The following is a 17,621-nucleotide window of genomic DNA, read 5'->3' as shown; positions in this document are numbered from 1 at the left end:
CGACTAAAATGGGGCGCCTCATTTTTCCGGTTCGAACCCGACAAGGTCGTACCGAAGTCATGCCCCCAAAACACAGAAGCGCCCTCCCGCAATCGCGGAAGAGCGCTCCCGATAATTCGGTGTCGTCAGCGATTAGCTGCCGGCGCCTTCGGCGACGACCGTCACAGCGCGACGGTTCTGGGCCCAGCAGTCCTCGTTCGACTCGAGGCACACCGGACGCTCTTTGCCGTAGGAAATCGTCTTCAGGCGCGAAGCGTCGACGCCATTGGCGACGAGGAAGTCCTTCGCGGCGGTGGCGCGACGGCCGCCGAGCGCGAGGTTGTATTCGCGCGTGCCGCGCTCGTCAGCATGGCCTTCGATCGTGAAGGTCAGGTTCGGGTACTTCTGCGCCCAGGCAGCCTGACGCTGGAGCGTGGCCTTGCCTTCATCCTTCAACGTCGACTTGTCGAGGTCGAAGAAAACGCGGTCGCCAACATTGGCGACGAGGTCAGCCTGCGTGCCGGGCTGCACGGTCGACGTGCTGGAGCCAGCGCCGCCGGCGTTGCCGGTCGTGTCGGTCGAGCTGCAAGCGGCGACCATCAAAAAGGCTGCGGCCACGGTGGCGAACCGGAGGCCTGCATACGGGGACTTCATTCGGGTGCTCTCCTTTTAATCTCTGCGGCCAAAGGTGCCTCAGCGTTCCCTTATTTACTGTTGCATGCCAAACATCCTGGCAAAAAAGGATTCCTCCTTTGCCGGGAAGTCGAGGCTCTACAAAGTGGCCCGAAGCTCGTCCGAACCATGACACGCCGCCCAGAAATTGGCCGACGCTGGGGTTGCCGTACCGCAACAAAATAGTAGCCCTGCCCAAAAACGTCCGCAAGAGCCTTGGAAAGGCTGCGTCTTTTCAGCATGCGGCACGTGATATTTTTGCACCATTTTAGGCCGGGCACGATCTGGTTTCGACCGCGCCCGGCCATGTGCCGGTTACTGGATTCGGGGCGACCAGGCAGGGTCGGAAGCGAAGGTCGGAGTCGAAACCGGACGCTCGTTCCGGCCGGTCAGATCGACCGACCAGAGCGCCGGACCGCCCTGCGCGCCGCGTGTTTCACGGAAGAACATGAGAACGCGGCCGTTCGGTGCCCAGGTCGGGCCCTCATTATGATAACCCTCGGTCAGGACGCGATCGCCGGAACCGTCGGATTTCATGACGCCGATGACGAACTGGCCGCTCACCATCTTGGTGAAGGCGATGAGATCGCCGCGCGGAGACCAGACGGGCGTGGCGTAACGGCCCTGGCCGAAGCTGATGCGGTGCTGATTCGAACCGTCGGCATTCATCACATAGATCTGCTGCGAGCCGCCGCGATCCGATTCGAAGGTGATCTTGGTACCGTCGGGCGAATAGCTCGGCGCGGTATCGATCGCCGCCGTGCTGGTCAGGCGAGTCACCTGCCGGCTGCGAAGGTCCATCGTGTAGATGTTGGAGTTGCCGCCGCGCTGAAGGCTCATGATGACCTTCTGGCCATCGGGAGAGAAGCGCGGCGCGAAGGTCATGCCCTTGAAATCGCCGACGACTTCCTGCTGGCCCGTCTCGATGTCGAGCAGGTAAACGCGCGGATTATTGTTGTGATAGGAGAGATAGGTGATCTCCTGCGAATTCGGGCTGAAGCGCGGCGTCAGCACGAGTTCGGCGCCGTTGGTCAGAGCGTGCGGGTTGTAGCCGTCCTGATCCATGATCGAGAGGCGCTTCACACGGCGATTCTTCGGACCACTCTCGGAGACATAGACGACGCGCGTATCGAAATAGCCTTTTTCGCCGGTCAGCCGCTCATAGATCGCATCGGCAACGAGATGCGCGACGCGGCGCCAGTTGTCGGGCGTGGTGAAGAACTGCAGCCCCGTGAGCTGCTGCTCGCCATAAACGTCCCAGAGGCGGAACTCGACGCGAAGGCGGCCGTCCGACTCCATCTTCACCTGACCGGTGACGAGGGCCTGCGAATTGATGACGCGCCAATCGCCGAAACGTGGCGGCACGTTGATGTCGGTCAGCTTTTCGATGAAGGACGCCTTGGAAAGCGGGCGGAAGAGACCCGAACGCTCGAGGTCGTTGGTGACGACGCCCGCAATGTCCGAACCGGCGGACGCTTCCTGACCGGGCGCACCGAGGAAGTCCGTGATGGCGATCGGCATGGGCTCGGTATTGCCCTGCGTGATGTCGATATGCAGCGCCGCCTGCGCGGGGGCGGCAAGGAACGCGCTCGCCACCAGAACAAGCGCGAGGGGAAGCCGCATCGCCGTCCGTCTCAAGCCGGATGCCGCGCGCCTGAGATCACGAAAATCAAACATCGCCGTCTCTCCTATAAAAAGGTCAATCGCCCAGCGTCAGGACTCATACGCACGACCGGACGCTTGTCGCGCCGCTGGTCGATTTCACATCACAACGCGTCAGGCAGCGAAAACGTAATATCGAGGTCGCGCCACGTACTGTATTTCTCCGCCGGCAGGAAATCGTAAGGCGCACATTTCAGAACCGCCTGCACCGTACGTTCCGCGAAGAGCCTCGATATACTGCCTCCACCAGACTCTTCTATGACAGGACGCCCCGAAAGCGAGCCGTCCGGGTTGAGCGAGAAGCTGATCCGCGCATAAAGCTTGTTCGCATCCGGCGTGCCGGCCAGATCGCTCACGTTCCAGCACTGCGAAACCTTCTGGCGAAGCACGTCGATCTCGCTGCCGGTCATGGGCAGATCGGGATTGTCGGTCTGGTCCGCGTCAGCCTTTTCCTTCGTATCCTTCGCCTCGTCGGGCTGCGTCGCCGAATCGGGAATCTTGTTCAGAAGCGCAGCGATGTTCTTGGGATCGAACTTCTTCTTCGGCTTCTTCTCGTCTTTCTTCTCGACGACGGGCTTCTTCGTCTCCGGCTTCGGAGGTTCTTTCTTTTCTTCTTTTTTCTTCGGCGCGTTCTTGTCCGGAATGGGCTCGGCCTTCTGATCCGGTTGCGCCGGTGCGGGCTTGGGCTCGGCCTTTTCAGGCTCGGGCTGCGGCACGGGCTTGGGTTTGTCGGGCTCCGGCTTCTCGGCCGGCTTTTCGACAGGCTTGGGCTGCTCGACCTTCTTCTTGGCCTGACGCTTCAGATTGGTGACATCGGAAACGGTCAGCAGTTCGACCGGCAGGACGCGCATCGGCACCGGCGGCAGCTCCTTCGGCGAAGGAAGCACCACCACAGTCGCTATCAGCACCAGGGCGTGAAGCCCGGCGGAAATGAGAAGCGGCCTGTTACGCGTCATCGGACCAGTTATTTCGTTTTGCCTTTTGCAGGCGTCGAACCCGTGGCCGAATCGGTGACCAGGCCGACCTTGCTGTAACCCGCGGCGCTGATGCGGCTCATCACATCCATCACCCGCCCGTAATCGATGGTGCTGTCGGCGCGGATGAAGATGCGCTGCTCATATCCGTTCTGCGCGATCGCCTGAAGACGCGCCACGACCTCATCAGGCTCGACCGGCGTTTCCTGCAGGAAGACCTGGCCGCTGCTGTTGATGGTGACGGTGAGCGGCTCGTTGTCGCCGGAAAGTGCTGCGGCCTGCGTCTTGGGAAGATCGACCGGCACGCCGACGGTCAGTAGCGGCGCCGCGACCATGAAGACGATCAGCAACACCAGCATGACGTCGACCATCGGCGTCACGTTGATTTCCGACATGGGCGCGCGCTTGTACTTGCTGCGCCCGCCTCCCCTGCCGCCGCCAACGGAAAAAGCCATGGTTCAGCCCCGCTCGTCCAGCTGACGCGAGAGGATCGCCGAGAACTCGTCCGCAAAGCTTTCGAGCTTCGTACCGAAACGGCCGATCTGGCTCGAGAAACGGTTATAGGCGACCACTGCCGGAATAGCGGTGAGAAGGCCGAGCGCCGTGGTGAAAAGCGCTTCGGCGATGCCGGGGGCGACAACGGCGAGGTTGGTGTCGCGGCTGATGGCGATCGACTGGAAGCTGTTCATGATGCCCCAGACCGTGCCGAAAAGACCGACGAAGGGCGAAACCGAACCGACGGTAGCCAGGAAGAGGAGCCGGCCTTCGAGGCTCAGCATCTCGCGGTTGATCGTCACCTGCATGACCTTGTCGACGCGCTCCTTGAGACCCAGGAAGCTGTCGGTGACGATTTCCTGCGAACGGCGCCACTCGCGCATGGCGGCGATGAAGAGCGCCGAAAGCGGGTGGCCCGGGCGGTGCCCCATCTCCTGATAGAGATCGTCGAGCGAACGGCCAGACCAGAAGGTGCGCTCGAACTGGTCGGCAAGACGCTCGACCCGGCTGAAGCGCCACCACTTGTCGAAAATGATCGCCCATGACCAGACCGAGGCAAACAGCAGGCCGAGCATGACGATCTTCACGATGAAGTCGGCGTGGATGAAGAGACCCCAGATGGAGAAATCCACCGGCGCCGCGTTCACGGTCTGATTGGCGATGACCTGCGCGGTGTTAACGCCGGTCTCAATACGGGTCGTCGGATCCATTCCTTGCCTCTCCGAAATCACAGGCCTTCATCGGAGCGGCGTTCTGCATCCGACGTTTCGCGCCATGCCTGCCGCAGCAGCGCGTATTCGTCTCGCAAATCTGCCTCCGAATTGAAGCCGAAGTTAGTCCACGAATTATGTCGAAACAGTGGCACTTTGTGGGATATCTCACGGATACAATAGCTTAGAAAGCGAGTTGTTGCCCGGCGAGCACAACCGCTCAGGCGCCCACCGCCTGAACATAGTTTTTCAACGCATCGCGCACCCCGGCGGGCATGCGCCGCGGTCGTCCCTTGAGGTCGATGACCGCCGCGAAAACCCTCGCCCGCCAGATCGGATCGAGTGCGCCATCGGCCTGCCGGTAGATCACCTGTTCCGCCTCGAGTCGCGCGCCGCCCGCGCGCGTGTAGCGCGTATGGACCTCCAGCAGATCGTCGATGCGTGCCGGCTTCAGAAAGTCGATCTCCATTCGATGAATGGCGAAGGCGAGCGGGTCTTCACCGTCGAAGAGTTCGGTATGGCTGATGCCTGCGACCCTGAGGAAATCGGACCGCCCGCGCTCGGCGAAGCGGAGGTAATTCGCGTGATAGACGATGCCGGAGAAATCGGTGTCCTCGTAATAGACCCGCACCGGCAGGATATGCGTCTGCCCCTCGATCCGGCCTGCGAGATCGGGCCATTGGCGGGCGCTCATGCCTCATCCTCGCCGGTGAAAAGCGCGCCCTGCCCCGCCACGCCACCCGCCGGCACGGCGAGGCCCAGATGGGCAAAGGCCGCTGCCGTCAGCACGCGGCCCCGCGGCGTGCGGTTCAGCAGGCCCTGCTGGATGAGATAGGGCTCGATGATCTCCTCGATGGCGTCGCGCGGCTCGGAAAGGGCCGCCGCAACCGTCTCGACACCCACCGGACCGCCGCCGAAACTGATGGCGATGCAGCGGAGATAGCGATGGTCCAGTGCGTCGAGGCCGCGCTCGTCCACTTCGAGCCGCTGAAGCGCGCGGTCGGCCTCCTTCGCATCGATCGAGGTCACGCCGTCGACGGCGGCGAAGTCACGCACGCGGCGCAGCAGGCGCCCCGCGACTCGCGGCGTTCCACGGGCGCGGCGGGCAATTTCATGCGCGCCATCCGCCGTCATCTCGATGCCGAGAAGGCCGGCGCCGCGACGCACGATGAGCTCAAGTTCGGCAACCTCGTAGAAATGCAACCGCACCGGGATGCCGAAACGATCGCGCAGCGGCGTGGTGAGAAGCCCTGTCCGCGTCGTCGCGCCGATCAGCGTGAATGGCGCGAGATCGATGCGGACCGAGCGCGCGCCGGGGCCCTCGCCGATGATGAGGTCGAGCTGAAAGTCCTCCATCGCAGGATAGAGGATTTCCTCAACCGCCGGCGTCAGCCGATGGATCTCGTCAATGAAGAGAACGTCGCGCGGTTCGAGATTGGTGAGCAGCGCCGCGAGATCGCCCGCCTTGGAAATCACCGGCCCCGATGTGGCGCGGAAATTGACACCCAATTCGCGGGCGACGATCTGCGCAAGCGTCGTCTTGCCAAGGCCGGGCGGTCCGGCAAAAAGCACGTGGTCGAGCGCCTCGCCGCGCGAGCGGGCAGCCTCGATGAAGACCGCGAGGTTCTCGCGGGCGCGCGCCTGCCCCACGAAATCGGCAAGCGACAGCGGCCGGAGCGAGCGCTCGACCTCGTCTTCTTCCTTCTTGCGCGCGCCGATAAGGCGATCCGTCATGGCGTCACCAAAAAAACGATGTCACCCCGGGCTCGTCCCGGGGTCCAGGGGCGGCAAACGCCGAGCAAGCGGCCACTGGTTCCCGGCACAAGGCCGGGATGACAGAAAGTGTCGAGGCGACGCCCCACGTCCCTCACCGCGCCAACTCCTTCAACCCCTGACGGATAAGCTGCTCCGCCGAGGCGCCACTCTCAAGCTTCTTCACGGCGCCGGAAATGGCCGAGGCTGCCTGCACCTGCGGATAGCCGAGATTGACCAGCGCCGAAATTGCGTCGCGCATCGCGGCGGAATGGGCCGCAGCACCATCGGCCACGCCAAGCGCGGCACCGACATCGAGCACGGCGTTGAGATCGGTCGAGGCCGGCGCCTTGTCCTTCAGTTCGGCGACGATGCGGGCCGCGACTTTCGGCCCGACGCCGGGCGCGGCGGAAACCGCCTTCTTGTCTTCGAGCGCGATGGCGCGGGCGAGATCGGCGGGCGTCAGCGTGCCGAGAACGCCGAGCGCCACGCGCGTGCCGACGCCCTGCACGCTCACCAGAAGCCTGAACCAGTCGCGTTCGAGATCGGACGTGAAGCCGATGAGGCGGATCGCGTCTTCGCTGACTTTCGTTTCGATGGAAAGCGTCACCGCGCCGCCGGGCTCCGGCAACGCGTCGAGCGTGCGGCGCGAACAGGTGACGAGATAGCCGACACCATTCACATCGACGATGACCCAATCCGCGCCGACCTCATCGACGATGCCCTTCAACCTGCCGATCATCGCGCGACACCCGCCTTCAGCAACGCCGCCGCGATACGCTCGTTCGCACCGCCCGAATGCGCGTGGCAGATGGCGATCGCAAGCGCGTCAGCCGCGTGTTCAGTCTGGACACCGCAGCCCGGCAGCAACATCTCGACCATCATCCTGATCTGCGCCTTTCCGGCATGGCCCGCGCCCACGACCGACTTCTTGATGTGGTTCGCCGCATATTCGGCAACCGGCAGACCCGCCCGCGCCGGCACCAGCAGCGCCATGGCGCGCGCCTGACCGAGCTTCAATGCGGCGACGGGATCGCGGGCGACGAAGACCTGCTCCACCGCAGCGCCGTCGGGCGCATAGGTTTCGACGACGGAGATCAGGCCGCGCTCGATCTCGACCAGACGTTCGGCGACGCCGAGCCTGTCATTCGAGGTAATGGTGCCGTTGGCCACATGCACAAGGCGCGCGCCAGCAACGTCGATCACGCCCCAGCCGGTGGCGCGAAGACCCGGATCGATGCCGAGATATCTTTGAGAGGCCGGCATGTGCGGGCGCTGCCTCCATGCCCAGGCCTCAATGGCGGGCGGGTTTACATCCGCCCCGGCGTCATGACGCAGCCCAATCAGGCCGACATCTTGGCGAGCGCCGAATCGGAAATCTCGAAGTTCGCATAAACTTGCTGCACATCGTCGTCGTCGTCCAGCACGTCGAGCATCTTCAGAAGCGTCTCCGCCTTGTCGTCTTCCAGCGGAATCGAGTTCTGCGGCTTCCAGACGATGCTGGCGGCGCGGGGCTCGCCGAACTTCGCTTCCAGCGCGCGCGCGACCTCATGGAGCTGGTCGGGAGCGCAGAAAATCTCGTGGCCCTGCTCGCCCGACTGGCAATCCTCGGCGCCAGCGTCGATCGCGGCTTCGAGCATGTCGTCGGCGCTGGCAACTTCGGGCGCATATTCGACGCGGCCGAGGCGCGAGAACATGAAGGAGACGGAGCCCGTTTCGCCGAGATTGCCGCCATGCTTGGTGAAGATCGACCGGACGGAGCTTGCCGTGCGGTTGCGATTGTCGGTGAGCGTTTCGACGATCACGCCGACGCCGCCGATGCCGAAGCCCTCGTAGCGGACCTCTTCGTAGTTCTCGCCGCCCTGATCGGTGCTCTTCTTGATGGCGCGTTCGATGTTGTCGCGCGGCATGTTTTCGGCGCGGGCGGCCTGAATGGCGGCGCGGAGGCGCGGATTGTATTCCGGATCGGCGAGGCCCTGCTTGGCCGCGACCGTGATTTCCTTCGCGAGTTTCGAGAACAGCTTGGAGCGCTTCTTATCCTGCGCGCCCTTGCGGTACATGATGTTCTTGAATTGCGAATGGCCAGCCATGGCGACTCCGATTCCTGACGGCGCCGCAGCAAGGCGGGCCTGCTAAGCCGCCTCGCGAGGCGGCATCCAATATGCCTGATGCCCGGCTTTATAGGGGTCCGCCTTCCCAAAATCCATAGCCCGCCTGCGGCCTTCGGCCCGGCTTGGCTTCATCGCGGCGCGAATACACGTTATGCGTGCATATTATACATGCCGTACCCAAAAGCGTGTGGAGGTGATAAGATGAAAAATTCTATATGGAATCGGCCATATGGGCTCGTGAGCTTATGGGACATGCTTCGTTTTTATGCGGCGACTTTTGCATCGGCGATTGGCGCAATTCAGCGCGCCGCCGTAATTATTCAAGCGGCGAATTTTCTAAACGTCCAGAATGATGCAATGGCAGATAGGGAGCTTGTTCGTGAAGCGCTTGTCGAGGCTTCTGGGGGTCTTGAGGGGTTGCCTGTCTCGCGCGTTGTAAGTGATCAATTTCAGCGGCTTATCGCGCGCCTCGACAAGTTATCCGGCGAGCAATTGCAGCTGCTTCTGGAAGAGTTCAATAACAATCTTTTGAGCGATATGTGCTCGTCCTGGTTTCTGATGATTCCTGCGCACCAGCGGGAATTTTATGAACAAAGGGAGCCTCCTTTCGGAGTAGCAGTAGCCAATAAATTTCCAGAAGCGGCCAACGATATAGCTGCCGCGAGCCGATGTGTAGCGCTAGACGAATGGACGGCTTGTGTCTTTCACCTTATGCGCGTTCTTGAACATGGCCTTCGTGCAATGGCCAATGATGTTGGTCTGGCCGCCGACGCAGTGGCACATGAAAATTGGAAAAACATCATTGATCAGATTGAGAAGAAGATTCGTGAATTGGAGGCACTCCCTAAGACCAACGATAAAGTGGAACGGATTAGGTCGCTAAGTTCTTCCGCAGCACAATTTCGCTATTTCAAGGATGCTTGGAGGAATCACGTTAGCCATTCCAGAGTTTCTTACGACAAGAATTCTGGCGAGCCCGTATGGCTTCATGTGAAGACTTTCATGCAACAACTTGTCTAAGAAGGTTCACGTCTTCGGCGAACGATCCGGACAAAGGTACTTTCAAATGTCTCACCGGTCTGGTCTGCGTCCGCTTTGCGTGCAGCCTCAATGAACCGCTCCTTCTGCGAAGGCTTGCGCTTCTTGTCAGGCTTTTCCTTTGGGGCCGTATCTTCTTGGGCCATCAGTTAATCGTTCGATAAGTAAGGCGCTTGCCGACGACGCCCTTGAGCGCGTGAGCCGCGCGGGCCACGTCATTTACGCCTAGTGCGACACGGTGATTGTACCGGAAATCGAACTCAGCGAGATAGCGCTGCAAGTGCTTTTCATCGCAATGCTGGTAGGTGCCCTTCATTCCGCGCTTGAACACGCTGAAAAAGCTTTCGACGGTGTTAGTGGTCACGTCGCCACGCGCCCATTCATAGTGGCTGTGGTTCACGCTTTCATGGCGCGCGAAGGGCATGTTCTTTTTATACCAAGCCGCTTGATCGGTCATGACGGTGGAGTCGTGGCTGACTTGGGCCTCCAGAATTTCCCGAACCTTCGGCGCTGAAAACGCACCGATGTTGTAGGAGCGGGCTTTGCCGCCGCGCTCGACAAGCGAGAGAACGGCGTACTTGTGGTAGCCGCCGGGCTTCACTTCGGCCCCTGCGATATGTCCAATGAAAGTTTCGTCGGCCTCCACGATCTTGCCAGCGCCGCCCATAGGTTCGTTATCGGTGGAGCGCATCGCTTCGCGGATACGGTGCGCCATGAACCACGCAGTCTTGAGAGTTACGCCCAAGGTGCGGTGAAGCTGGTTCGCCGAAAAGCCCTTCTTGCTGGATGAAATCAGGAAGATCGCCTGCAACCACAGGTGGAGCTTCACGTGGCTGGACTCGAAGATGGTCCCAACCTTGACGGTGAAGGGCTTCCGGCAGGCATAGCACTTGTAGACGCCAATCCGGGTGCTCGCGCCCTTAAGGGCCCCACTTTCGCCAACAGTGCCGCAATGCGGGCAAACCCGTCCTTGGGGCCAGACATGTGCCTCAACAAATGCGTAGGCGGCTTCTTCATCGTGAAAGTGCTTGGCGCTGAGAACGGACATAGCTGCTAACTCCTTATGAAACCAACATAAGGAACTTATCTGGGTACGTCAAGTATAATATGCACGTTATGCGTGTTGTAAATCGATATATGCTCGTTTAACGTGTGTTTAACGATTCACACCTACTGTGAGGACGTTCCGGTTCACACCGATGGTCGCCCAACCGTCCGACCCGGAACGAATTGCAGCAGGTCCGCCGCCGTGGCCCGCCCAAACCCACGGCTCGGACTGCCCCCGCAGAATGCGGCGGCAAACGCGCCCCGCTCATGGCACCTCACCCACCTCGGAGCCATGAGCGGGGCGTATTGCATTCTGAATAGAGGTCGGGGGAGTCAGCCGCCGTAGATCGTCGTCGGCCAGGCGTAGTCGGGGCTGAGATTGCGGCCAAAGGCGGCTTCCTCGATGAAGCGGGCGACCAGCCGCTCATTGAAGATCGCGTGATATTTCGCATGTCCCGCCTGAGCGATCGCGCGGCGTTCGTCGTCATGCGCGATGAAGTAACGCAACTTTTCCGCGAGATCGGGCACTCCGTCGTAAAAGACGAGTTCACGCTCGGAAAAAATGTCGCCATAGCCCGATGAGCGGGCGACAAAGACGAGAAGCCCATTGCCGACATATTGCGCGATGCGATCCGACGAATAGAGATAGTGATCGTCGCCGCGGCTCAGATTGAGCCCCATCCTCGCGCCTGCGATGGCGTCGAAATAGGCCGCACCGAAGACCGGTGCATGATTGTCGAGTCCATAGAAATCGCAACGCGCTTCCGGCACCGCCGCCTGAAGCGCGCGCATGAAGGCGGCGCGCTGCGGCGTTCCCTTCTCGCTGATGATGCTGCAGACGAGATCGAAGGCCTGATCGGTGCGGGCAAAGCCTTCCATCGCTTCGAGCGAGCGGTCGGCTGGATTGGGAATGAAGGCGATGCGATGCCTGCGCGTCGCAAACTCCGTGAGCGGCTGTCCCGCCGTCGTGATGAAAGTGATATCGGCGACTTCCGCAAAGCGGCGCACACGCGGCGGGTTCACGGCCTCGAACAACGGATCGAGATTGACGACGGCAAGGACAGGCACGGGCTTCAGCGCCTTCAGTTCACGAAGCGTATCGTTGGAAATGATGTCCGCATGAACCAGCAGAACGAGATCCGGACGGAAGTTGCTGCACAATTGGACAAGGCGGCGGTTTGCGCCGCCATCGCCGACACGGCCGATGCCCAATCGTCCCGCTTCACGCGCCACGTCGCGGTCGCTGAAGGGCATGACAAAATGGCCGTTGCGGATGAAGCCATTCATCAGCTTGCGGACGGTCGCATAGAAGTTCGCGCCAGCCTTGCGTTCGTTGAAATTTCCGACGATTGCAATTCTCATGAATGCGGCAAACCTGTTTCCTTCAACCGTCTGGTAGCGCGCGCTTCAAACGACCGCCGATGCGCACGGGCTCGATGCGCGATGCAAGTCCCTTCGCATCCGTTTCGACGAAGACGCCGCATAGCGTCGCCGGACCGAGTGCGGGCTGGAAACGGCCGCTGGGAATCTTCGAGAGAAAGCGGTTCAGCGGTTCGTCCTTCTCCATTCCGATGACGGAGTTGTAATCGCCGCACATTCCGGCATCTGTCTGATAGGCCGTGCCGCCCGGCAGAACCTGCGCGTCGGCGGTGGGCACATGGCTATGCGTGCCGACGACAAGGCTCGCGCGGCCATCGCAGAAATGGCCCATCGCCATTTTCTCCGATGTCGCCTCGCCGTGAAAATCGACAAGGATCGCATCGGCCACTTCGCCCAGCGGGCAGGCGTCGAGTTCGCGCTCGATGGCGGCAAAGGGATCGTCCAGCGCATCCATGAAGACGCGGCCCATGGCATTGATGACGAGGACGCGTTCGCCCTTGGCCGTCTCGAAGAGGCCAGCGCCACGTCCGGGCGTGCCCTTCGGAAAATTCACCGGGCGGATGAGGCGGGACTCGCGTTCGATATGGACGAGCGCTTCACGCTGGTCCCATGCGTGATTGCCGAGCGTCACCACGTCGACGCCCGCGTCGAAAAACTCTTCGCAAATCTGTGCCGTGATGCCGAAGCCACCGGCGGCGTTCTCGCCATTCACGACGACGAAATCGGCGCCGAGATCGGCCCTGAGGCCCGGCAGATCGGAAACAATGGCGTCGCGGGCCGCACGCCCGACAATATCGCCCAGAAACAACAGCTTCATTCAACTCTTCCTGCGAGGGCGCCCCGGAGGGCCTCTATCCAACGCGCGAGGCGCCTCGTTCCGTCACGATCCAGTCCAGACGCTGGTCGTCGGATTCCTCGGGCAGTTCATCGGCCTCCTGGCCTGAAAAGGCGAGACCGACCGCGAGAATGCTCTTTTCGCCTCTGGCTCGCAAAAAAGCCAGCGTCCGGTCGTAATAGCCCCCGCCATAGCCGAGGCGGCGCCCCGCCCTGTCGAAGGCAAGTAGCGGCACGATCAGGACCTGCGGTGTGAGCATGGGTGCATCGGAAGCCGGGGCCCGCGTCCCGTGCGGGCCGTCGACGAGCGGATCGCCGTGCCGCCAGCGCCTGAAGACGAGCGGCTGGGCACGTGCTTCGACCGCCGGCAGGACGCAAGGAAAGCCCCGCGCTTCGGCTTCGCGGAGGATCGCCATGGGATCGGCTTCCGAAGAAATCGGCGCGTAGCCGGCGATGACGGCGCCCGATGCGAGCGGAATCCGTTCGAAGAAATGCCGTGCAAACAGAGGCGCGGCGTCCAGGCCAAGCAGGCCTTGCGCAGCCGACCGCCGGTCGCGGGCGGCGATACGCGCCGCATTCTTCGCCTCGGCGGCGCTCATGGGAGCACCGGCGGGCAAATGGGTGGGGCCACCTCGGCCGTTGGAACGTGGATCCTCGGAGACCTACATAAGTAGGTGGGCGCCGTGTGAAGAGGACCAGGGTCCTCCCCAGGGACAGCTCCCTTAAGGATCGTAAGGCCCCGAGAGAAAGTGTTCCTGACGCACCAGGCAGCACCCAACTTCATTCTATCCGCCTTAAAGTGCCCCGAGGTCAAGCGCGGCGGCGTCGCGGCCGTCTCCAGCCCGCAAATAAGGCTCACGCGGCCTCGATGCGGCGCGCAATGTCCTCAATGCGGCGGGCGGCGCTGTCGAGCACATCGCCCAGCAGGTCTTCCGCCTCGCGCGAGCGCTCCAGCGCCGCAATGCGCGTCTGGGTCAATTGCTCGATGTCGGCCTCGAGGACCTTCACCTTGGCCAATGCCTCGGAAAGCTCGTCGGCGACGAGAAGCGAGGCCATGAGAAGGAGACGGGCTTCGCCGATCTGCCCCACTTCGCGGGAAAGATCCGTGACCCGGAGGTTGATATGGGCGGCGAGATCCTTCAGATGCGCCTCCTCGCCATCGCCGCAGGCGATGACATAGGCGCGATCATTGATTTGAACCGTGACCTGTCCCATGGGCCTCTCCTATTCCGCCGCCAGCACTTCGCGGATGCCCTCGATCGCATTCGCCAGCGTCTCGGAGGCCCTCTCGTTCAGTTCGTTGAGCCGCCGCGCTTCCGACTTCATATGGTCGAGTTCCTCGGCGAGCTTGGCGCGATCCTGCTTCAGGGCGTCGACCTCGCTTTCGAGCCGCGCCGCCGACTGGGCGCGCAGAAGCTGACGGTGGATACCGGCCTCAAGCCTGTCGAGCGCCGCCTTGAAGCGCTCCGTCGCGGAATCGAGTTTGCTCATACGCTGCTATATATCCGGATTCAGGGCCCATAACCCGTCATTTCTCAAGATAGGCGTGCGCCCGAAACAAGGTCAACATTCGAGGGCCGCGACGGCACCTCGCCGAAGGCGGAACATCGATCGCGCTGCGGCTGCGGCGAGCCGTCACGCCGGCCCGAAGGCGCGGAAAAGCGCGGCGTTTTGCGCGAATCCATCATTGACTCTGCGTAACTCGGTGGTCATTGTGGCGCCGCTCGCCAGACCCCCTATACGGACGGATTCGGCCCCGCAAGTTGCAGTATTCGCGGGCCATTTTGAGGTCCGGAGCATGGGCTCCTGACACGGCGCGGTGAATGCGCCAGATCTTCGATCAGACCCGGCTCCGCGCCCGGATTCCGCCCGGGAGTTTGGCGGAGGGTCAAGTTCCGAGGCTCAGAGAGTATAGACATGACGACATCCGATCAGTCGGCCGCCCGGGTTCAAGCCTCGGTTTCGCATCGCGACATGGCCAACGCCATCCGCGCCCTTGCCATGGACGCCGTCCAGCAAGCCAATTCCGGCCATCCCGGCATGCCGATGGGCGCCGCGGACATGGCGACAGTGCTTTTCACCAAATTCCTCAAGATCGACCCGAAGAAGCCGCATTGGCCGGACCGCGACCGGTTCGTGCTTTCCGCCGGCCACGGCTCGATGCTGCTTTATGCCGTCAACTACCTCCTCGGTTATGAGGACATGACGATCGAGCAGATCAGGAATTTCCGCCAGCTCGGCGCGATCACGGCGGGCCACCCCGAATATGGCCATGTCCAGGGCGTCGAGACGACGACCGGCCCGCTCGGCCAGGGTATTTCCACCGCTGTCGGCATGGCGCTGGCCGAAAGGCTCGCCGCCGCCCGCTTCGAAGGCGTGGTCGATCACTTTACCTATGTGATCGCGTCGGACGGCGACCTCATGGAAGGCATCAGCCACGAGGCGATCAGCCTTGCCGGCCATCTGCGCCTCTCCAAGCTCATCGTTCTCTATGACGACAACGGCATCACCATCGACGGCTCGCTCGACCTCTCGGAGTCGGGCGATGCGCTGAAGCGCTTCGAGGCCGCCGGCTGGAACGCCTTCCGCATCGACGGCCACAATGCCGACGAGATCGAAGCCGCCATCGCCAAGGCGCAGAAGTCGGACAAGCCGACGCTGATCGCCTGCCGCACGGTCATCGGCTATGGCTCGCCGAACAAGCACGGCAAGTCCTCCTCGCATGGCTCGCCGCTCGGGCCGGAGGAAATCGCCCTTTCCCGCCAGACGCTGGGCTGGGACGCGGAGCCCTTCGTCATCCCCGCCGACATTCTGGGCGCCTGGCGCGCCGTGGGCTCCGCCCACGCCAAGACCAGCGCCGATTGGGAAGCGCGCGTGGCAAAGCTCGATGCGGGCGTCCGCGCCGAATTCGAGCGCCAGCTTTCCGGCAAGCTGCCGGCCGGTTTCGCCAAGGCGGTCAGCGACTACAAGAAGAAGCTCACCGAGGAAAAGCCCAACTGGGCAACGCGCAAATCCTCGGAAGAGGCGCTCAACGTCATCAATGCCGTGGTGCCCGAAACGATCGGCGGCTCCGCCGACCTCACCGGCTCGAACAACACGCGCTCCAAGGGCCAGAAGGCCGTCACCGCGACGGACTTCTCCGGTTCCTTCATCCATTACGGCATTCGCGAGCACGGCATGGCGGCGGCCATGAACGGCATCGCGCTGCATAAGGGTTTCATCCCCTATTCCGGCACGTTCCTTGTCTTCACCGATTATTGCCGTCCGGCGATCCGCCTGTCGGCGCTGATGGAGCAGCGCGTCGTCTATGTCATGACGCATGACTCGATCGGCCTCGGCGAAGATGGTCCGACGCATCAGCCGGTCGAGCATCTGGCTTCGCTCCGCGCCATGCCGAACCTCTATGTGTTCCGTCCCGCCGATGCGGTCGAGACGCTGGAATGCTGGCAGATCGCGCTAGAAGCTGAAAAGACGCCGTCGATCCTCGCGCTGTCGCGCCAGAACCTGCCGACGGTGCGCAACACCTATACGGAAGAGAACCTCTGCGCGAAGGGCGGCTATGAGCTTTCGCCGGCTACCGCGCCTGCCAAGGTGACGCTGATCGCGACGGGCTCGGAAGTCGAGATCGCGCTTGCCGCGCAGAAACTTCTCGAAGCCGAAGGCATCGGCGCCCGCGTCGTCTCGATGCCCTGCGTCGAACTCTTCGAAGCGCAGTCGCGCGACTACAAGAAGAAGACCCTCGGCGAAGGCACGGTGAAAGTCGCGATCGAAGCCGCCATTCAGTATGGCTGGGATCGCTATATCGGCGAGAACGGCGCCTTTATCGGCATGCCGGGCTTCGGCGCCAGCGCCCCCGCCAAGGACCTCTACAAGCACTTCAACATTACCCCGGAAGCCGCGGCGGCCGCCGCGAAGGCTTGCCTCGGGGCCTAACTCGTCAGGAGATCTCAGGAAATGGCTGTCCGCGTCGCAATCAACGGTTTCGGTCGTATCGGGCGTCTCGTCCTTCGCGCCATTGCGGAGTCTGGCCGCAAGGACATCGAGGTCGTCGCGATCAACGATCTCGGTTCGGTGGAAGCGAATGCCCACCTGCTGAAGTGGGACTCGGTCCATGGGCCCTTCCCCGGCAAGATCAAGGTAACGAAGTCGTCGTTCGATCTCGGCCGCGGCCCGATCAAGGTGCTCGCCGAGCGCGATCCGTCGAAGCTCCCCTGGGGCGACCTCGGCGTCGACATCGCTCTCGAATGCACGGGCATTTTCACCTCGAAGGAAAAGGCCTCGATGCACCTGACCGCCGGTGCGAAGAAGGTCCTGATCTCGGCTCCCGCCGACGGCGCTGAAATCACCGTCGTCTATGGCGTGAACCACAAGGACCTGAAGAAGAGCCACAAGATCGTCTCCAACGCGTCCTGCACGACGAACTGCCTCGCGCCGGTCGCCGCCGTCCTGAACAAGGCCGTTGGCATCGAGCAGGGCTACATGACGACGATCCACTCCTACACGGGCGACCAGAACACGGTCGACACGCTGCATAGCGACGCGCGTCGCGCCCGCGCCGCTGCCCTCTCCATGATCCCGACCTCGACGGGTGCGGCCAAGGCCGTGGGCCTCGTTCTGCCGGAACTCAAGGGCAAGCTCGACGGCACCTCGATCCGCGTTCCGACCGCGAACGTCTCCGTCATCGACCTCGTTTTCACTGCGAAGAAGAAGACGACCGCCGAGGAAGTGAACGCCGCGATCATCGCCGCTGCGAAGGGCCCGCTGAAAGGCGTACTCGCGACGACCGACGAAAAGCTCGTCTCGGTCGACTTCAACCACAACCCGGCCTCCTCGACCTTCGATCTCACCCAGACGCAGGTCATCGACGGCAAGCTCGTGCGCGTGCTCAGCTGGTACGACAATGAGTGGGGCTTCTCGAACCGCATGGGCGACACTGCCGTCGCCATGGGCAAGCTTCTCTGATTTCG

Annotated in this window: 19 protein-coding genes and 1 other RNA gene; 3 read left to right on the top strand and 17 right to left on the bottom strand. The window is 62.3% G+C overall.

What is annotated here, in order from left to right; translation table 11 throughout:
• Nucleotides 1-132: 132 nt before the first annotated feature.
• From pal to ABFC66_RS09470, 10 genes are all read right to left on the bottom strand, one after another.
• On the bottom strand, nt 133-633 hold the full coding sequence (pal, locus tag ABFC66_RS09515; RefSeq protein WP_346740709.1) for a peptidoglycan-associated lipoprotein Pal: 501 nt from the start codon (nt 631-633) through the stop codon (nt 133-135).
• A gap of 333 nt (nt 634-966) precedes the next feature.
• Entirely contained in the window at nt 967-2,274 is a 1,308-nt protein-coding gene (tolB, locus tag ABFC66_RS09510; protein WP_346740918.1) for a Tol-Pal system beta propeller repeat protein TolB, read from the bottom strand.
• Between the two features lie 143 nt (nt 2,275-2,417).
• Complete coding sequence (locus ABFC66_RS09505) at nt 2,418-3,269, bottom strand: cell envelope integrity protein TolA (protein ID WP_346740708.1); 852 nt, start codon at nt 3,267-3,269, stop codon at nt 2,418-2,420.
• A gap of 8 nt (nt 3,270-3,277) precedes the next feature.
• Nucleotides 3,278-3,742, bottom strand: coding sequence for a protein TolR (tolR, locus tag ABFC66_RS09500; protein WP_346740707.1), 465 nt, complete (start codon nt 3,740-3,742; stop codon nt 3,278-3,280).
• A 3-nt stretch (nt 3,743-3,745) separates the two neighbouring features.
• Nucleotides 3,746-4,492 (bottom strand): protein TolQ, encoded by a 747-nt coding sequence (tolQ, locus tag ABFC66_RS09495; protein WP_346740706.1) that lies wholly within the window; start codon nt 4,490-4,492, stop codon nt 3,746-3,748.
• 220 nt (nt 4,493-4,712) lie between these two features.
• Complete coding sequence (locus ABFC66_RS09490; protein ID WP_346740705.1) at nt 4,713-5,186, bottom strand: YbgC/FadM family acyl-CoA thioesterase; 474 nt, start codon at nt 5,184-5,186, stop codon at nt 4,713-4,715.
• On the bottom strand, nt 5,183-6,226 hold the full coding sequence (gene ruvB, locus ABFC66_RS09485; protein ID WP_346740704.1) for a Holliday junction branch migration DNA helicase RuvB: 1,044 nt from the start codon (nt 6,224-6,226) through the stop codon (nt 5,183-5,185). The genes ABFC66_RS09490 and ruvB overlap by 4 nt, the downstream gene beginning before the upstream one ends.
• A 133-nt stretch (nt 6,227-6,359) precedes the next feature.
• A complete protein-coding gene (gene ruvA, locus ABFC66_RS09480; RefSeq protein ID WP_346740703.1) occupies nt 6,360-6,986 on the bottom strand; it encodes a Holliday junction branch migration protein RuvA in 627 nt (208 codons plus the stop codon).
• Nucleotides 6,983-7,510 (bottom strand): crossover junction endodeoxyribonuclease RuvC, encoded by a 528-nt coding sequence (ruvC, locus tag ABFC66_RS09475; RefSeq protein WP_346740702.1) that lies wholly within the window; start codon nt 7,508-7,510, stop codon nt 6,983-6,985. The genes ruvA and ruvC overlap by 4 nt, the downstream gene beginning before the upstream one ends.
• A gap of 77 nt (nt 7,511-7,587) precedes the next feature.
• Nucleotides 7,588-8,334, bottom strand: a complete 747-nt coding sequence (locus tag ABFC66_RS09470) for a YebC/PmpR family DNA-binding transcriptional regulator (RefSeq protein ID WP_346740701.1) — start codon at nt 8,332-8,334, stop codon at nt 7,588-7,590.
• Nucleotides 8,335-8,607: 273 nt separating this feature from the next.
• Here ABFC66_RS09470 and ABFC66_RS09465 point away from each other — a divergent pair, with 273 nt between their 5' ends.
• Nucleotides 8,608-9,375: a hypothetical protein gene (locus ABFC66_RS09465; RefSeq protein WP_346740700.1), complete on the top strand. Its 768-nt coding sequence runs from the start codon at nt 8,608-8,610 to the stop codon at nt 9,373-9,375.
• Nucleotides 9,376-9,538: 163 nt separating this feature from the next.
• On the opposite strand, the gene ABFC66_RS09460 is transcribed toward ABFC66_RS09465, so the two are convergent.
• The 7 genes from ABFC66_RS09460 to ABFC66_RS09430 all read right to left on the bottom strand — a co-directional run bounded on the left by ABFC66_RS09460 (nt 9,539) and on the right by ABFC66_RS09430 (nt 14,145).
• Nucleotides 9,539-10,441: an IS1595 family transposase gene (locus tag ABFC66_RS09460; RefSeq protein ID WP_346740699.1), complete on the bottom strand. Its 903-nt coding sequence runs from the start codon at nt 10,439-10,441 to the stop codon at nt 9,539-9,541.
• A gap of 332 nt (nt 10,442-10,773) precedes the next feature.
• Nucleotides 10,774-11,802, bottom strand: coding sequence for a glycosyltransferase (locus ABFC66_RS09455; RefSeq protein ID WP_346740698.1), 1,029 nt, complete (start codon nt 11,800-11,802; stop codon nt 10,774-10,776).
• 22 nt (nt 11,803-11,824) lie between these two features.
• Nucleotides 11,825-12,637 (bottom strand): TIGR00282 family metallophosphoesterase, encoded by an 813-nt coding sequence (locus tag ABFC66_RS09450; protein WP_346740697.1) that lies wholly within the window; start codon nt 12,635-12,637, stop codon nt 11,825-11,827.
• 34 nt (nt 12,638-12,671) lie between these two features.
• Nucleotides 12,672-13,253 carry a 5-formyltetrahydrofolate cyclo-ligase gene (locus ABFC66_RS09445; protein ID WP_346740696.1) on the bottom strand — a complete coding sequence of 194 codons (582 nt, stop codon included), beginning with the start codon at nt 13,251-13,253 and terminating at the stop codon, nt 12,672-12,674.
• A gap of 21 nt (nt 13,254-13,274) precedes the next feature.
• Nucleotides 13,275-13,431, bottom strand: a non-coding RNA gene (ssrS, locus tag ABFC66_RS09440) — 6S RNA.
• Between the two features lie 78 nt (nt 13,432-13,509).
• Nucleotides 13,510-13,869, bottom strand: coding sequence for a cell division protein ZapA (gene zapA, locus ABFC66_RS09435; protein WP_346740695.1), 360 nt, complete (start codon nt 13,867-13,869; stop codon nt 13,510-13,512).
• A gap of 9 nt (nt 13,870-13,878) precedes the next feature.
• Nucleotides 13,879-14,145, bottom strand: a complete 267-nt coding sequence (locus tag ABFC66_RS09430; RefSeq protein WP_346740694.1) for a DUF4164 family protein — start codon at nt 14,143-14,145, stop codon at nt 13,879-13,881.
• A 483-nt stretch (nt 14,146-14,628) separates the two neighbouring features.
• On the opposite strand from ABFC66_RS09430, the gene tkt reads away from it, so the two are divergent.
• Nucleotides 14,629-16,587 (top strand): transketolase, encoded by a 1,959-nt coding sequence (gene tkt / locus ABFC66_RS09425; RefSeq protein WP_346740917.1) that lies wholly within the window; start codon nt 14,629-14,631, stop codon nt 16,585-16,587.
• A gap of 21 nt (nt 16,588-16,608) precedes the next feature.
• Nucleotides 16,609-17,616 (top strand): type I glyceraldehyde-3-phosphate dehydrogenase, encoded by a 1,008-nt coding sequence (gene gap, locus ABFC66_RS09420; RefSeq protein ID WP_346740693.1) that lies wholly within the window; start codon nt 16,609-16,611, stop codon nt 17,614-17,616.
• Nucleotides 17,617-17,621 lie beyond the last annotated feature (5 nt).

It is taken from the genome of Parvibaculum sp. (genome assembly GCF_039680535.1).
Taxonomy (GTDB): domain Bacteria; phylum Pseudomonadota; class Alphaproteobacteria; order Parvibaculales; family Parvibaculaceae; genus Parvibaculum.
This window is presented reverse-complemented; position numbering and strand designations above follow the sequence as displayed.

What these genes read in the sequence shown, in the direction of transcription:
- tolQ (WP_346740706.1), bottom strand. Translation starts at nt 4,492, where the DNA reads ATGGATCCGACGACCCGTATTGAGACCGGCGTTAACACCGCGCAGGTC.
- ABFC66_RS09460 (WP_346740699.1), bottom strand. Translation starts at nt 10,441, where the DNA reads ATGTCCGTTCTCAGCGCCAAGCACTTTCACGATGAAGAAGCCGCCTAC.
- gap (WP_346740693.1), top strand. Translation starts at nt 16,609, where the DNA reads ATGGCTGTCCGCGTCGCAATCAACGGTTTCGGTCGTATCGGGCGTCTC.
- ABFC66_RS09490 (WP_346740705.1), bottom strand. Translation starts at nt 5,186, where the DNA reads ATGAGCGCCCGCCAATGGCCCGATCTCGCAGGCCGGATCGAGGGGCAG.
- tkt (WP_346740917.1), top strand. Translation starts at nt 14,629, where the DNA reads ATGGCCAACGCCATCCGCGCCCTTGCCATGGACGCCGTCCAGCAAGCC.
- tolB (WP_346740918.1), bottom strand. Translation starts at nt 2,274, where the DNA reads ATGCGGCTTCCCCTCGCGCTTGTTCTGGTGGCGAGCGCGTTCCTTGCC.
- ABFC66_RS09450 (WP_346740697.1), bottom strand. Translation starts at nt 12,637, where the DNA reads ATGAAGCTGTTGTTTCTGGGCGATATTGTCGGGCGTGCGGCCCGCGAC.
- zapA (WP_346740695.1), bottom strand. Translation starts at nt 13,869, where the DNA reads ATGGGACAGGTCACGGTTCAAATCAATGATCGCGCCTATGTCATCGCC.
- ABFC66_RS09505 (WP_346740708.1), bottom strand. Translation starts at nt 3,269, where the DNA reads ATGACGCGTAACAGGCCGCTTCTCATTTCCGCCGGGCTTCACGCCCTG.
- pal (WP_346740709.1), bottom strand. Translation starts at nt 633, where the DNA reads ATGAAGTCCCCGTATGCAGGCCTCCGGTTCGCCACCGTGGCCGCAGCC.
- ruvC (WP_346740702.1), bottom strand. Translation starts at nt 7,510, where the DNA reads ATGCCGGCCTCTCAAAGATATCTCGGCATCGATCCGGGTCTTCGCGCC.
- ABFC66_RS09430 (WP_346740694.1), bottom strand. Translation starts at nt 14,145, where the DNA reads ATGAGCAAACTCGATTCCGCGACGGAGCGCTTCAAGGCGGCGCTCGAC.
- tolR (WP_346740707.1), bottom strand. Translation starts at nt 3,742, where the DNA reads ATGGCTTTTTCCGTTGGCGGCGGCAGGGGAGGCGGGCGCAGCAAGTAC.
- ABFC66_RS09470 (WP_346740701.1), bottom strand. Translation starts at nt 8,334, where the DNA reads ATGGCTGGCCATTCGCAATTCAAGAACATCATGTACCGCAAGGGCGCG.
- ABFC66_RS09445 (WP_346740696.1), bottom strand. Translation starts at nt 13,253, where the DNA reads ATGAGCGCCGCCGAGGCGAAGAATGCGGCGCGTATCGCCGCCCGCGAC.
- ruvB (WP_346740704.1), bottom strand. Translation starts at nt 6,226, where the DNA reads ATGACGGATCGCCTTATCGGCGCGCGCAAGAAGGAAGAAGACGAGGTC.
- ABFC66_RS09455 (WP_346740698.1), bottom strand. Translation starts at nt 11,802, where the DNA reads ATGAGAATTGCAATCGTCGGAAATTTCAACGAACGCAAGGCTGGCGCG.
- ABFC66_RS09465 (WP_346740700.1), top strand. Translation starts at nt 8,608, where the DNA reads ATGCTTCGTTTTTATGCGGCGACTTTTGCATCGGCGATTGGCGCAATT.
- ruvA (WP_346740703.1), bottom strand. Translation starts at nt 6,986, where the DNA reads ATGATCGGCAGGTTGAAGGGCATCGTCGATGAGGTCGGCGCGGATTGG.